Origin of the sequence: Pseudomonas sp. B10(2017) (genome assembly GCF_002113295.1) — a bacterium.
Classification (GTDB): Bacteria; Pseudomonadota; Gammaproteobacteria; order Pseudomonadales; family Pseudomonadaceae; genus Aquipseudomonas; species Aquipseudomonas pudica.
Genome location: NZ_NEJU01000010.1, coordinates 39,785 through 53,656 on the forward strand (window position 1 = coordinate 39,785; position 13,872 = coordinate 53,656).

16 protein-coding genes are annotated in these 13,872 nt (G+C 63.2%); 9 read left to right on the top strand and 7 right to left on the bottom strand.

Annotated features, from left to right (window positions below; all coding sequences use genetic code 11):
• Positions 1-22: 22 nt before the first annotated feature.
• Positions 23-1,042 carry a Glu/Leu/Phe/Val dehydrogenase dimerization domain-containing protein gene (locus CAF92_RS14030; RefSeq protein ID WP_046616327.1) on the top strand — a complete coding sequence of 340 codons (1,020 nt, stop codon included), beginning with the start codon at positions 23-25 and terminating at the stop codon, positions 1,040-1,042.
• A gap of 238 nt (positions 1,043-1,280) precedes the next feature.
• On the opposite strand, the gene CAF92_RS14035 is transcribed toward CAF92_RS14030, so the two are convergent.
• The 3 genes from CAF92_RS14035 to CAF92_RS14050 form a co-directional block, all read right to left on the bottom strand.
• Complete coding sequence (locus tag CAF92_RS14035) at positions 1,281-1,544, bottom strand: YebG family protein (protein ID WP_016497959.1); 264 nt, start codon at positions 1,542-1,544, stop codon at positions 1,281-1,283.
• Positions 1,545-1,654: 110 nt separating this feature from the next.
• Complete coding sequence (locus tag CAF92_RS14040; RefSeq protein WP_063913369.1) at positions 1,655-1,918, bottom strand: DUF3077 domain-containing protein; 264 nt, start codon at positions 1,916-1,918, stop codon at positions 1,655-1,657.
• A 156-nt stretch (positions 1,919-2,074) separates the two neighbouring features.
• Complete coding sequence (locus tag CAF92_RS14050) at positions 2,075-2,317, bottom strand: hypothetical protein (protein WP_085601173.1); 243 nt, start codon at positions 2,315-2,317, stop codon at positions 2,075-2,077.
• A gap of 447 nt (positions 2,318-2,764) precedes the next feature.
• On the opposite strand from CAF92_RS14050, the gene CAF92_RS14055 reads away from it, so the two are divergent.
• Entirely contained in the window at positions 2,765-3,235 is a 471-nt protein-coding gene (locus CAF92_RS14055) for a phosphate-starvation-inducible protein PsiE (RefSeq protein ID WP_046616326.1), read from the top strand.
• Positions 3,236-3,238: 3 nt separating this feature from the next.
• Here CAF92_RS14055 and CAF92_RS14060 read toward each other — a convergent pair whose 3' ends face one another.
• Both CAF92_RS14060 and CAF92_RS14065 read right to left on the bottom strand, forming a co-directional pair.
• A complete protein-coding gene (locus CAF92_RS14060; RefSeq protein ID WP_085601174.1) occupies positions 3,239-3,529 on the bottom strand; it encodes a DUF3509 domain-containing protein in 291 nt (96 codons plus the stop codon).
• Between the two features lie 120 nt (positions 3,530-3,649).
• Entirely contained in the window at positions 3,650-3,997 is a 348-nt protein-coding gene (locus tag CAF92_RS14065) for an HPF/RaiA family ribosome-associated protein (protein WP_003260689.1), read from the bottom strand.
• Positions 3,998-4,230: 233 nt separating this feature from the next.
• On the opposite strand from CAF92_RS14065, the gene CAF92_RS14070 reads away from it, so the two are divergent.
• The 6 genes from CAF92_RS14070 to CAF92_RS14095 all read left to right on the top strand — a co-directional run bounded on the left by CAF92_RS14070 (position 4,231) and on the right by CAF92_RS14095 (position 10,605).
• The gene (locus CAF92_RS14070; protein ID WP_085601175.1) at positions 4,231-4,536 is read left to right on the top strand and encodes a DUF3649 domain-containing protein; all 306 of its coding nucleotides are present in this window, start codon (positions 4,231-4,233) and stop codon (positions 4,534-4,536) included.
• On the top strand, positions 4,533-6,110 hold the full coding sequence (locus CAF92_RS14075) for a PepSY domain-containing protein (protein ID WP_085601176.1): 1,578 nt from the start codon (positions 4,533-4,535) through the stop codon (positions 6,108-6,110). Before CAF92_RS14070 ends, CAF92_RS14075 begins: the two co-directional genes overlap by 4 nt.
• Positions 6,110-6,436 carry a DUF3325 domain-containing protein gene (locus tag CAF92_RS14080; protein WP_046616323.1) on the top strand — a complete coding sequence of 109 codons (327 nt, stop codon included), beginning with the start codon at positions 6,110-6,112 and terminating at the stop codon, positions 6,434-6,436. The genes CAF92_RS14075 and CAF92_RS14080 overlap by 1 nt, the downstream gene beginning before the upstream one ends.
• Before the next feature lie 22 nt (positions 6,437-6,458).
• On the top strand, positions 6,459-7,016 hold the full coding sequence (locus tag CAF92_RS14085; protein ID WP_178081793.1) for an RNA polymerase sigma factor: 558 nt from the start codon (positions 6,459-6,461) through the stop codon (positions 7,014-7,016).
• Positions 7,013-7,996 carry a FecR domain-containing protein gene (locus tag CAF92_RS14090; protein ID WP_085601178.1) on the top strand — a complete coding sequence of 328 codons (984 nt, stop codon included), beginning with the start codon at positions 7,013-7,015 and terminating at the stop codon, positions 7,994-7,996. The genes CAF92_RS14085 and CAF92_RS14090 overlap by 4 nt, the downstream gene beginning before the upstream one ends.
• Before the next feature lie 218 nt (positions 7,997-8,214).
• A complete protein-coding gene (locus tag CAF92_RS14095; RefSeq protein ID WP_085601179.1) occupies positions 8,215-10,605 on the top strand; it encodes a TonB-dependent receptor in 2,391 nt (796 codons plus the stop codon).
• 90 nt (positions 10,606-10,695) lie between these two features.
• Here CAF92_RS14095 and CAF92_RS14100 read toward each other — a convergent pair whose 3' ends face one another.
• A complete protein-coding gene (locus CAF92_RS14100) occupies positions 10,696-11,571 on the bottom strand; it encodes a helix-turn-helix domain-containing protein (RefSeq protein WP_085601180.1) in 876 nt (291 codons plus the stop codon).
• A 202-nt stretch (positions 11,572-11,773) separates the two neighbouring features.
• Here CAF92_RS14100 and CAF92_RS14105 point away from each other — a divergent pair, with 202 nt between their 5' ends.
• On the top strand, positions 11,774-12,676 hold the full coding sequence (locus CAF92_RS14105) for a DMT family transporter (protein ID WP_085601181.1): 903 nt from the start codon (positions 11,774-11,776) through the stop codon (positions 12,674-12,676).
• A gap of 134 nt (positions 12,677-12,810) precedes the next feature.
• Here CAF92_RS14105 and CAF92_RS14110 read toward each other — a convergent pair whose 3' ends face one another.
• A complete protein-coding gene (locus CAF92_RS14110) occupies positions 12,811-13,785 on the bottom strand; it encodes a D-glycerate dehydrogenase (RefSeq protein ID WP_085601182.1) in 975 nt (324 codons plus the stop codon).
• Positions 13,786-13,872 lie beyond the last annotated feature (87 nt).

Sequence of the window (13,872 nt, forward strand, 5' to 3'; positions counted from 1 at the left end):
CACCTCGTAGGGGAGCCTGTCGATGTTCGCTCTGATGCAAAGCACCCGTACCCAGTCGCTGCACTTGTTCACCGACCCGCCCACCGGCCTGAAGGCCGTGGTGGCGATCCACAGCGAACAACTGGGCCCGGCGATGGGCGGTTGCCGCTACCTGCCTTATGCCGACGATGAAAGCGCCATGACCGACGCCATTCGCCTGGCCCAAGGCATGAGCTACAAGGCGGCGCTGGCCGGCCTGCCACTGGGGGGCGGCAAGGCGGTGATCATGCGCAACCCGCATGTGGAAAACCGTGCCGCGCTTTTCGAGGCCTTTGGCCGCTTCATTGACACTTTGCAAGGGCGCTTCATCATTGCCGTGGACAGCGGCACCTCGACCCTGGACATGGACTGCATTGCCCAGAGCACACCCCATGTGACCAGCACCACGGCCTCGGGTGACCCATCACCGCATGCGGCGATGGGGGTTTTTGCCGGCATTCGTGCCACCACTTCGTTCCGTCTTGGCAGTGATGACCTGCAAGGGCTGCGGGTGGCGGTGCAAGGGCTGGGCAATGTCGGTTATGCGCTGGCGGAGCAACTGCACGCAGCGGGTGCTGACCTGCTGGTGAGCGATCTGGACCCTGGGCGGGTGCGGCTGGCGGTGGAGCAGTTCAATGCCCATCCGGTGACCAATGATGCATTGATCAGCACCCCTTGCGACATCTTTGCCCCTTGCGGCGTGGGGCCGGTGTTGAACGGGCAGAGCGTGATGCAGTTGCGTTGCGCGGCAGTGGCGGGGGCGGCGAACAACCAGCTGACTACCTTGCAGGTAGCCGACCAGTTGGAGTCGCGCGGGATACTGTATGCACCCGATTACGTGATCAATGCCGGTGGGTTGATCTACGTGGCGCTTACCCATCGTGGCGAAGACCTGGGCACCATCACTGCGCACCTGGCGCGTATACCTTCACGGCTGACCGAAGTGTTTGGCCATGCCCAGGCAGAGAAACGCTCGCCGGCGCGGGTAGCGCAGATGCTGGCGGAGCGATTGCTCTACGGCTGAAGTAATTTGTGTTCTTGCACTGGCCCCATCGCCGGCAAGCCAGCGCCCCCCTGTCGCGCCGACTTGTAGGAGCAGCCTTGCGCTGCGAAGAGGCCATTACTGCCGAAGAATATCTGCTGCTCAACTACCCTCTTCGCAGCACAAGGCTGCTCCTACAGGGCAATGAGGTGACCTGAACAATGGAGCAAGCCATGTACCCCCCTGTGGAGCTTGCTGGCGATGAGGCCAGTGCAGGCAATTACTCGGCCGCTGGCGCTTCGAGCAACTCGGCCAGTGCATCCGGCTGGCTCTTGAATGCCCGGGCGAATACATCGCGGTTCTTGGCCATGTAGATACCGGCTTCCTCGACCTGCTGCTCGGTCAGCGAGGGCACTGCCTTGTGCAGTACTTCGGCCAGGCGCTCGGCCAGTTCGAGCATCTTGTCGTGACGGTCTGCTTCGGCCTTATCCATGAACAAGCGCTCCGGGTCGCGGCTGCTGCGGTACACCACTTCGACGGCCATTCATCACCTCTATGCCTTTTGCTGGTTGCGTTTCGATTTACTGTATCTATATACAGTAATGGCAATGTTGATTGCTTCGCAAGCAGAAATTGTAGCGTGGTGCAGAGGGCTTACTGCTTCATGCCCAACTCAGCATCATCCATCAGCGCCTTGGCCATCGCGCTCAAGTAGTGCGCAGCCCAGATCATCATCGGTTTCTCGTCCATCAGGCCGGTGATGGTCAGTTCGCGTACATAGCCCATCAGCTCTGATGACTGCTCGCGGGCGTCCCGGCAAGGGATGCCTGGCTCGATGCGGAAGAGTGGGTGGGTGCCGTTTTCACCTTGGAAGAAGGTGGTTTTGCCGACGGTGAATTGGGTGTCTTCTGTGGTCATTTTTGAATCCCCTGAAAATTCTCGACTGCGTGGACGGGCCCTTTCGCGGGTGAACCCGCTCCCACAGGTACTGCATCTACCTCAAGGCCTGTGGAGATCCTGTGGGAGCGGGTTTACCCGCGAAGAGGCCAGCCCAGACAACGCAACACTCAAACCTCAGTGCAAAGTCCGAGGCTCAGCGGGCATCTGCACCTGAACTAGTGCCGATTCAAGCAAAGCCCGCAACGTCTCTAGCTCATGCATTGAGGTCATCATCAAAATCGATGCTGGCGACTTGGGCTGAAGCAACAAGGCCTGATGCACCACGGTGGCTGCGCACAACGCATAGTCCGTAGCCTGGATCAGGGTGTCTTCAAGGGAATGGGGGGTGTGGGGTGGATCGGGGACTACTTTCAGCATGATGAAGGCCTGTTCAAGTTTGGGCCACCACCTCCTGCTGTCAAACAGGAAGGCGGCAGCTGTGCATGGGTTGACAGACCGGTGAACAGAACCAAAAGCCGGCGCACACGAGGTGCCCCATGACAGCTGCCATAAAGGCAAAGCCATGTGGTTAGTTCAGGGCGGCCTGTCAAAGCCGGTCGCTGTTTGGCAGCGACGATCCGAGACTAGTGCTCATCCCCGAACACCACAATGGCAGGGAGTATCTTTGGGAAATGCCCTACAAGGAAGGGGTTAAATCTGATTTTTCCCAGCACAGGGCCGTGTTTCTGGCAACTTGCCACGCCTCAAGGTGCCTTGCGGCAATCGGTCGCCTTCCAAGGCAGGGGCCTGGCCCTTTAACTGCATGGCACAAGCGTCACAGTGGTGACGCATCATCCTTCAAGACGTATCGGGGAATGGAACATCGTGAACATCAAATGGGCAGAAAAGCTGCGCAAGGGCCTGCACGGCTCGGCCGACTCGCTGGGCAACCTGTGCGTCGAGGCATTCCATTACCTGGCGCTGTTCGGCATTGGCGCGATCACCGCCTATGCGGCGGTGATGACGTTCCTGGACATGCTCGGCAAGGGCGGGGTCAGTGTCGATGACATCCTGCTGCTGTTCATCTACCTGGAGCTGGGGGCGATGGTCGGTATCTACTTCAAGACCAACCACATGCCTATTCGCTTCCTGCTGTACGTGGCCATCACTGCGCTGACCCGCCTGCTGATCGGCGATGTCTCGCACCACAAGGCGCCGGACGTAGGGCTGTTGTACATCTGCGGTGGCATCCTGTTGCTGGCGTTCGCGATCCTGGTGGTGCGCTATGCCTCGTACCGTTACCCCTCGACCAAGGTACTGGATGCCAACGGCAAGGAAGTGGAGGAGGGCAAGTAGCCCTCAGTTGGCGATGAAGTGGCGTGGCTCGCGGCGGGCGTCACGGGTCAGCGCGGCCAGCACCTGCAGGGGGTTCTGGCTGTGTTCGATGGCCAGGCCCAGGCGGATGCTGTCGATCACTCGCTGCAGGCGCACCGGGTCATTGCGCTGGGCCTGGGTGATGAGGCGCTTGGCGACCACGCCAGCGTCGTCGGACAAGGTCAGCATGATGCTGCCGTCGAGGTTTGCAATGCTCAGGTTGACCCGGTATTCGGGGGCGAATGCAGCGCTGATTCGTTCGAATGGGTTATTCATGGTCATGCTTCTGCGGTGAATGAGTGCAGAAGTTGACCGGGGAAATTACCTGTTGGTTCAGCGCCATCGATCGATACAAACGAAAACGCCCGGCATCAGGCCGGGCGTTTGCATTGCCGATCAGGCGTCCGGGTCACTCAGTTCCAGGGCTCCGCGCTTGCTGCGCAGCTTGCCGTAGAAGTGTTCCAGCGCGTGGTTGAGCTTGGTGGCTGCACCATCTACCGCCTGGTCCAGCGAAGTAGCTGTGTGGGTCACGGAAATCGGTTGGTGGCCTTTGGGGCGAGCCTCCATCTGGCAGCGTTTGTCATGCGGTCCGGGCTTGGCGCCGTTCTCGTCGCGCAGGTGAACCTCGATGCGGGTGAGGTCGTCTTCGTAACGTTCCAGCGAGTTCTGCAGTGTGCTGCGGACCCACTGGTCGAGCCGGGCGTTGCCTTCGAAATGGTTGCTGCTGTTGACCTGGATTTGCATGATTCAATCCTTATTCAGCTTGCTCGCATGGGAGACGCGCCTAGGCCTTTGAGACCCTTGGAATTTCTGCGCCTCTTGACTCTAAGGTCAGGCAACGGCGAAACGAATTCAAGCCCTTTTTGAAAATAAATTTCTTGTTGCATTCAAGGCGGCAGGCGGCTCATCGGGCAGGCTTTGCTTATGAGAATTGAAATCATTATTATTGCAGCCCCGAAAACGCCCGGACCTTCGCCATGACGCGCAAAACCGCCGGTCCCTCGCTCAGCTATCGCCTGGCCGTGACTTCACGTAGCTTGGCCGCGCTGCTGGGCGGCTACCTGCTGGCGTCCGTGGCCAGCGTCTGTATTGCCCTGGTAGCGCCACTGCCACAGGTCGATGCCACGCTCACCGGCCTGCTGCTGTCATTCGTCTTCTACCTGCTGGCATTCATCTGGTGCTTCGCCTGCCGCAGCGCTTTGCGCGCCTGGCTGGGCGTGCTGGCGCCAAGCGTGCTGCTGGGAGTGATCAGCGGGTTGGCCTACTGGATGAAAAACCCATGAAAGAGGGCTTCCGCCAGGCCATGGCCTGGCTGCACACCTGGACCGGCCTGATCTTCGGCTGGCTGTTGTTCGCCATCTTCCTCACCGGCACGCTGTCGTATTTCAAGGAAGAAATCACCCACTGGTCGCAGCCAGAAGTGCGCAGCCATGCACTCGACCCGACCCATAGCCTGGAGGTGGCTCAGCGGTACCTGCAGGACAACGCCGGGCATTCGGGCACCTGGCTGATCCGCATGCCCAACGCTCGCGAGGCCGCCTTGAGCGTGGGTTATCGCGACCCCAATGGCGGGCCACGCGGCTTCGTCACCAAGACCCTCGATACCCAGACCGGCCAGCCGGTGGAGGCACGCGACAGCCGCGGTGGCGAGTTCTTCTACCGCTTCCACTTCCAGCTGCAGATGCCATACCCCTTCGGCCGCTGGCTGTCGACGTTCTGCGCCTTCATCATGCTGCTGGGGCTGGTCACCGGCATCATCACCCACAAGAAGATTTTCAAGGAGTTCTTCACCTTCCGCCCCGGCAAGGGCCAGCGCTCGTGGCTGGACGGGCACAACGCCATTGGCGTGCTGGTGCTGCCGTTCCACCTGATGATCAGCTACAGCAGCCTGGTGCTGTTCATGTACATGGTGATGCCGGCGGGCATCATGGCCAGCTACGGCAATGACACCGGCAAGTACTTCAACGACCTGTTTGGCCGTAACAATGCGCCCAAGGCCGCTCATGTGGCCGCGCCGCTGGTACCGTTGCCGAGCTTGTACGCCAAGGTGCAGGACATGCAACCGGGCGCGCGTATCGGCCGTATCCAGGTGGAAAATGCCGGCGACAGCAATGCCCGTGTCACCTTTACCCAGTCCGCGGCCGACCATGTGGCCTATCGGCGCAGCGCCAACTGGACCTTCGATGGCGCGAGCGGTGTGCTGCTTAACCAGGGCAAGCCGGAGAGCGGGGCGATGATGACCGCCTTCAGCTTTGCCGGCCTGCACATGGGCAATTTCGCCGGCCCCTGGCTGCGCTGGCTGTATTTCTTCTTTGGCGTGGCCGGTACCGCGGTGATCGGTACCGGGCTGGTGATGTGGCTGGGCAAGCGTCAGCTCAAGCATGCCAGGAGCGAGCGCCTGCCGGGCGAACTGCGCCTGGTCGAGGTGCTCAACATCGCCAGCATGAGCGGCCTGTTGCTGGCCGTAGCGGGCTTTTTCTGGGCCAACCGCCTGATCCCGATGGGTGTCGAAGGCCGGGCCGACTGGGAGGTCAATGCCTTCTTCAGCGCCTGGGGCCTGTCGCTGTTGCACGCTGTGCTGCGCAGTGGGCGCCGGGCATGGGGCGAGCAACTGGCTCTGGGCGCGCTGGCCTTTGCCTTGCTGCCGCTGCTCAACGGCCTTACCACCGGCCAAGGCCTGAACCATTCGCTGCCGGCGGGGGACTGGGCCATGGCCGGCTTCGACCTGACCGCGTTGGGCACCGGCCTGTTTTTGGCCTGGCTGGCCGGGAAGATGTTGCACAGCCCGAAGCCTGTGGCCAAACGGGCCCCTCGTGCAGCGAGGAAACCAGGCACTGAAACGGCGGAGGCGAGCTGATGCTGGGTAATGCACTGATCGCTTACGCCGGCTTCGTTGCCCTGTGCCTGGCCATGGAGAAGCACTTCGTCGACCTGCTCGGGCACAAGCCACGCCCCGGGCAGTTGCGGCTGTTGCGAAGCGCCGGCTGGCTGCTGCTGGTGCTGTCGCTGGTGTTCAGCGTGCACCTGCGTGGCTGGGCCCATGGCCTGGTGGAGTGGACTGCAGTGATGATGGCTGGGGTGACCCTGTGGGTGTTCGGCCTGCCATACCAGCCCCGCCTGTTGCTGGGCCTGGCGGCCGCCAGCGTGGTGCTGGGGCCGTTGCTGGCCCTGTTCGCCGAGTGACCAGGTGAGCGAGCCGGGCGACATGGTCGAGGCGGATGCCGAAAGCGGCGGCGGGCGTGCGCGCTTCGTCCAGGTGTTCCAGGCCCAGCGGGCACGCATGGAGGCCCTGGTGAGCCGCCGGGTCGGCTGTCGGGCCACGGCATCGGACCTGGTCCAGGAACTGTTCCTGCGCTTCTGGCGTCGCCCCGAGGTCAAGGTCGAGGCGCTGGACACCTACCTGCTGCGTTGCGCCGGCAACCTGGCCATCGACCACCTGCGCAGCGAAGGCAGCCGCGAGCGCGTGGCCGAAGCTGTGCTGCCGCTGGATGAAGCGGCCATGGCCCAGGCCCCGGAACAGGCTGTGGAGGTCGATCACGACTTGCAGCGCATCGACGCTGCCTTGCGCGCCTTGCCCGAGCGTACCCGGCAGATCTTCCTGCTCAATCGTATCCACGGCTGCAAGTACGGCGAGATCGCCAAGGCCATGCAACTGTCCCAGAGTGCTGTGGAAAAGCATATGATGCGCGCCCTCGAAGCGTGCAAGGCGAGTGTGGCCGAGCCCGCGTCCACCCTACGCCGGCCAGGGAGTGCCCGTCGATGAGCCGTTTACCGCCGATCACCGAGGCGCAGTCCCGGGCCGCGTTGCAGTGGCTCAGCCGTATCAACGAACAGCCTGAGCAAGCCGAGGGCGCGGGGTTCAAGCGCTGGCTGCTGGCCGATCCCGGGCACCGTGAGGCCTACGCCCAGGCCCAGCTGCTGTGGCAGAACAGCGCCATCCCGGCGGCGCGTCTGGCCGCTGAAGAACAGGCAAGCCTGCAACGTTATCTGGATGCGATGGCCAGGCCACCGGCCAGGCACCCCTGGCTGCAGCGGGCTGCAGCGCTGGCGGTGGCTGCCTGCCTGGTACTGGCCGTGGGCATTGCTGGTGGCTGGCACCCGGGCTTGTGGCTGCAGGACCTGCAGGCCGACTACAGCAGTGCTGATCAAGTTCGCCAAGTGACCTTGCCCGACCAGTCGCAGGTGATGCTGGATGCGGGGAGCGCGATTGCGGTCGATTTTGCGCAGGGCGAGCGCCGCGTGCGGTTGTTGCATGGCGCGGCGTTCTTCCAGGTCACGCATACCGGCGCGCCATTCGTGGTGGAAGCTGCTGGTGGCGAGGTGCGCGTGCTGGGTACCCAGTTTGAAGTGCGCAAGCAGGGCGAGGGCGCCCAGGTCACGGTGCAAAGCGGGCGGGTGGCGGTGAGCCCGGTGCCGGGCGCCGCAGCACGTGAACTGACGGCCAACCAGCAGGCGACCTACGCTGGCGGCAGAGTCGGCGACACTCTGACGGTGGCCAGCGACAACCGCCTGGCCTGGCGCCAGGGCTGGCTGAATTACTACCAGGTGCCGCTGGCGCAGGTGGTCGAGGACCTGGGGCGTTACTACCCGGGGCGCATTCTGTTGCTCGATGATGAGTTGGGGCAGCGCAAGGTCAGTGGCAGTTTCCCGGTGGCCGCGCCATTGCTGGCGCTGGATTCGCTGGGCAAGGTGATGGGCTTTTCGCGGCAGACTGTGCTGGGGCGGTTGACTGTCATCAGGTAGCTGCCTGTGCCGGCCTCTTCGCGGGCTTGCCCGCTCCTACAGGGACTGCACAAGTCTCGAATCCGGTGCAGTCCCTGTGGGAGCGGGCAAGCCCGCGAAGAGGCCGGCACATGCAAAAAATTTTTCAGGCAACGGGTGAGGTAACAGGACGTGGCATCCGTGTAATGAGTGGAAGTGCGATTCATTCGCAGTCATATCCCTCTCACAGGTCAGCGTCCATGAAGTTCACCCCGCGTTGCGTCTCTCTCTGGCTCGGCCTTTCCGCGCTCCCGGCATTCGCTGTCGCCCCCCTGGCCTGTGCCGCCGAGCAGCAGCAGGCGTATACCTTCGCCCAGCCGGCGCAACCCCTTGCCCAGGCACTCGACACCTTCAGCCGCACCACTGGCCAGAGTGTGATCTACACCTTGGAACTGCAAGGCGTGCAGGCGCCGGCGCTGAACGGCAGGTTCAGCGCTGAACAGGCCTTGCAACAGCTGCTGGGCACTACCGGGCTGGCCTGGCGCCGCGTCGATGCACGTACGCTCACCCTCGAAGCAGTGGACACCTCCGGCGCCCTCAACCTGCAGGCCACCACCGTGACCTCGCAACTGGACGACTACAGCTACCAGCCCCCGGCCACGGCCTCGATCATGCGCGGGCAAGGCCCGAGCCAGGACATCCCCCAGGCCATCAACGTGGTACCGGCCCAGGTCATCCGTGACCAGGCCCCGCGCAACCTCGATGACGCCCTGGCCAATGTCAGCGGCATCACCCAGGGCAACAATTTCGGTGGCACCTCCGACACGGTGATGAAGCGCGGCTTCGGCGACAACCGCGACGGCTCGATCATGCGCGATGGCATGCCCATCGTGCAGGGCCGCAGCCTCAACGCCAGCACCGAGCGGGTCGAAGTGCTCAAAGGCCCGGCCTCGCTGCTGTACGGCATCCAGGACCCCGGCGGGGTGATCAATGTGGTCAGCAAGCGCCCGCAACTCGAGCAGTACAACGCCCTGACCGTGCGTGGGTCCACCTATGGTCGCGGCAAGAATGGCAGCGGTGGCGGGTTCGACAGCACCGGTGCGCTGGGCGACAGCAACTTCGCCTATCGCCTGATCGTCGACCACGAAGATGAAGACTACTGGCGCAACTACGGTGTGCACCGCGAATCGCTGGTAGCGCCGTCGCTGGCCTGGCTGGGCGAAGACACCCAGGTGGTACTGGCCTACGAGCACCGCGAATTTCTCTACCCCTTCGACCGTGGCACGGCGTTCGGCAACAACGGCCACCCGCTGGACATCCCGGCCACGCGGCGCCTGGACGAACCCTTCAACGACATGGAGGGGCGTTCCGACCTGTACCGTCTGGAAGTCGACCACCAGCTGGCCGATGACTGGAAGCTGCACTTCGGCTACAGCTTCAACCGCGAAACCTATGATGCCAGCCAGGTGCGGGTGACCGGCGTGAATGAAAAAACCGGCACGCTGTCGCGCAGCATCGACGGCACCCACAACGCCATGAGCCGTGACCAGTTCGCCACCCTGAGCCTGGCCGGCAATGTGGAACTGGCCGGGATGCAGAATGACCTGCTGTTCGGTGTCGATCATGAAGACCGCAAGATTTTCCGCGGTGACATGATCCGGCAGACCGCCCAATCCACCTTCAGCTATACGAATCCGGTCTACGGTCAGGAAGTGGAGGGTACCACCGTAAAAGCCAGTGACAGCGACCAGACCGACAAACTACGCACTGACGCGTTGTTCGTGCAGGACGCGCTGCACCTGGATGATCACTGGATCCTGGTGGCCGGTGCGCGCTTCCAGCAGTTCGACCAGTACGCTGGCCGTGGCCGCCCGTTCAAGGCCAACACCGACATCAATGGCCAGGCGTGGGTGCCGCATGCAGGTATTGTCTACAAGGTGGACGAGCAGCTGTCGTTTTATGGCAGCTATAGCGAGTCGTTCAAGCCCAACTCCACCATCGCGCCGCTGGTCGGCAATGTGGTGCTTGACTCGTCGGTGGCGCCAGAAGAGGGCAAATCGTGGGAACTGGGCGCCAAGCTCGACATACCGGGCCGCCTCACGGGTACCCTGGCGTTGTTCGATATCACCAAGCGCAACGTGCTGGTTTCCAACTTTGATACCAGTACGCGCGAAACGGTGTACAGCAATGCCGGAGAGGTCAGCTCACGGGGTGTCGAGCTGGACCTGACGGGGCAGTTGAGCGAGCGCTGGAGCCTGATTGGCAGCTATGCCTTCACCGATGCTGAAGTGACCAAAGACCCGGCCCTCAAGGGCAACCGCCTGCAGAACGTGGCTCGGCACAGTGGTTCGCTGTCGGCGGTGTATGACTATGGCAGCCTGTTTGGCGGCGACCGCCTGCGTTTGGGGGCCGGTGCGAGATATGTTGGCGAGCGCGCTGGTAACTCGACCAACACTTTCGACCTGCCGTCCTATACCGTGGCCGATGCCTTTGCCAGCTACGAGACCAGGCTCGACGAGCACAAGGTGCTGTTGCAACTGAACGTGAAGAACCTGTTCGACAAGGTTTATTACAGCTCGGCGGTGAACCAGTACTTTGTGGCCATTGGCGATGCGCGGCAGGTGAGCTTGTCCAGTACCTTCGAGTTCTAGGCCAGCCTGTCCCGGCCTCTTCGCGGCTAAAGCCGCTCCCACAGTTACTGCACTGCCCTTGAGGGTGGCGCGGTCCCTCTGGGAGCGGCCTTAGCCACGAATGGCCAAACGGTATTCGCCAGGCGTTGCACCGACCGCCTGGCGGAACCGGTTGCTGAAATGGCTGGCACTGGCAAACCCGCACAAAAGGGCAATCTCCCCCAGCGGCATCCCGCCCAGCCGCAGCATTTGGCAGGCCCGATGCAGCCGCCGGGCCAGCAGGTACTGGTGCGGTGGCAGCCCGAAGCTGGCGCGAAACATGCGCGCAAAGTGGTATTCGGACAGGTTGCAGCGCAGGGCCAGCTCGCCCAAGGTAATGGGCTGGTCCAGGTGCGCTTCGATGTAGTCGACCAGTTGCCGGCGCAGGCTCGGTGCCAGCCCGCCTTTCAGGCGCAGGCCCTGGCGCAGCCCGACCTGGTTGAGCAGCGCATGGTCGACGATCTCGTGCGCCAGGCTGCTGGCCAGCAAGCGTTCGCCAGGTTCATCCCAGTCCAGGGTTATCAGCTGGCGAAAGCGCTTGGCCTGCTGCGGGTCATCGAGAAAGGTCGCCTCCTGCAGTTGCAGCTCACGCGGTTCACGGTCGAGCAGGCGCACGCAGCCCAGAGCGAACTGCGCCTCGCTGACATACAGGTGCGCCAGGCGGATCGCGCCATTGACCACCCAGTTCGATTCCTGCCCGGCCGGCATCACGCACAGCTTGTCGGGTGCCCCTTTTTCGCCGGGGCGCTGGCGGCGAAAGGTACCGGTGCCGTCGGCGATGTAGCACGACAGGGTGTGATGGCTCGGTGCCTGGTAATCGCGGGCATCGTCGCGGTTGCTCCACAACGCTGCCGCCAACCCGTCGCCCAGGTGCGCGCTCAGCTCCAGCCGAGCGTGGGGCGAGGCGTGCATGGCGTTGAACACTTGCAGTTGGGTGAGTGGCGTCATGGGTGGTTCCTCTTGCCAGCCATCCTACTGCGCCTTGGGCAGGCTTACAGCTACCCGAGGGACAAATGCGCAAGTTTGTGCAAGCGCGTGGGTGTTCGACAGGAGAACACTGAAATGCCTCGGCGAGGGCTGCGCCCTCGATTCGCGGCTTTAGCCGCGAAGCGCCGGGCACCGATCCTGAAAGGCCCAAGGAACCGCCGCCATGAACCTGTCACTCTACCTGTTAACCGTCCTGATCTGGGGCACCACCTGGATCGCCCTGAAACTCCAGCTGGGTGTTGTCGCCATTCCGGTCTCGATCGTCTACCGCTTCGCCTTGGCTGGGCTGATCCTGTTCGCCTTCCTGTTGCTCACCCGTCGGCTGCAGCCGATGAACCGGCGTGGCCACCAGATCTGTCTGGCCCAGGGCCTGTGCCTGTTCTGCGTCAACTTCATCTGCTTCCTCAGCGCCAGCCAGTGGATTGCCAGCGGCCTGATCGCCGTGGTGTTCTCCACCGCCACCCTGTGGAATGCACTCAATGCGCGGATCTTCTTCGGCCAGAAAATCGCCGGCAATGTGCTCGGCGGCGGCGCCTTGGGGCTACTTGGTCTGGGCCTGCTGTTCTGGCCCGAGCTGTCCCACCACGCGGCCAGCCGCGAAACCCTGTACGGCCTTGGCCTGGCGCTGCTCGGTACGCTGTGCTTCTCGGCCGGCAACATGCTGTCGAGCATGCAGCAGAAGGCCGGGCTCAAACCCATGACCACCAATGCCTGGGGCATGGTCTACGGGGCGGTGATGCTGGCGGTGTTCTGCGTGGTCAGCGGCGTGCCATTCAGCATGGAGTGGAACGTGCGGTACATCGGCTCGTTGCTGTACCTGGTGGTGCCGGGCTCGGTGATCGCCTTTACCGCCTACCTGACCCTAGTCGGGCGCATGGGGCCGGAGCGGGCAGCTTACTGCACGGTGCTGTTCCCGTTGGTGGCGTTGAATGTGTCGGCAGTGGCCGAGGGGTATCAGTGGACGGCACCGGCCTTGTTGGGGTTGGTGGCGGTGATGGCGGGGAATGTGCTGGTGTTTCGCAAGCCCAAGGCCAGGGTGGCTGAGGGTGTAGTGGTGGCCAAATAGGTGATGGGTTGCCTGTGCCGGCCCTTTCGCGGGCTCGCCCGCTCCCACAAGTACTGCACAGGCCTTTAGGGCGGTGGTGTACCTGTGGGAGCGGGTGAGCCCGCGAAAGGGCCAGGGCAGGCAGCAGCGGGCGATCAGCCCTTCCACACCTGCGGGTTCACCAGATCCCGCGGCCGCTCACCCAGCAGCGCTGCACGCAGGTTGTCGATTGCCCGGTTGGCCATGGCCTCGCGGGTTTCGGCAGTGGCCGAACCAACATGCGGCAAGGTCAGGGCATTGGGCAGCTTGAACAGCGGCGAATCGCTCAGCGGCTCTTTCTCGTACACATCCAGGCCCGCACCGCGAATGGTGCCGTTCTGCAGCGCCTCGATCAGCGCAGCCTCGTCCACCACCGGCCCGCGGGCGATGTTGATCAGGAACGCGCTCGGCTTCATCAGTTGCAACTCACGCGCACTAATCAGCTTGCGGGTGGCATCGGACAACGGCACCACGATGCAGACAAAGTCGGCTTCGCTCAGCAGTTGCTCCAGGCTGCGGAACTGTGCCCCCAGCTCTTGCTCCAGTGCGGTCTTGCGGCTGTTGCCGGAATAGATGACCGGCATGTTGAAACCGAACCGGCCACGGCGGGCAATGGCGGCACCGATGTTGCCCATGCCGACGATGCCCAGGGTCTTGCCGTGCACATCACTGCCGAAGTGGGCCGGGCCTACGGTAGCTTGCCAGTTGCCGGCCTTGGTCCAGGCGTCCAGTTCGGCGGTGCGGCGGGCGCAGCCCATGATCAGCGAAAAGCCCAGGTCGGCGGTGCTTTCGGTCAGCACGTCGGGAGTGTTGGTCAGGGCGATGCCGCGTTCGTTGAAGTAGTCCAGGTCGTAGTTGTCGTAGCCGACCGACACGCTGGATACCACTTCCAGCCTGGCCGCTCCTTCGAGTTGCGCCCGGCCGAGCTTGCGGCCAACGCCGATCAGGCCCTGGGCTTCGGGCAGGGCTTCGTTGAACTGGGCGTTGATATCGCCGAGCTTGGGGTTCGGCACGATCACGTTGAAGTCTTGCTGCAGGCGTTCGGCCATGGCCGGGGTGATACGGCTGAAGGCCAGGACGGTCTTTTTCATCGGGCAACTTCTCTGCAAGGCGGTGGGGCGGTGGTGGTTTCTTCGCGGGTGAACCCGCTCCCACAGGTATTGCACAGGCCTGGAAGG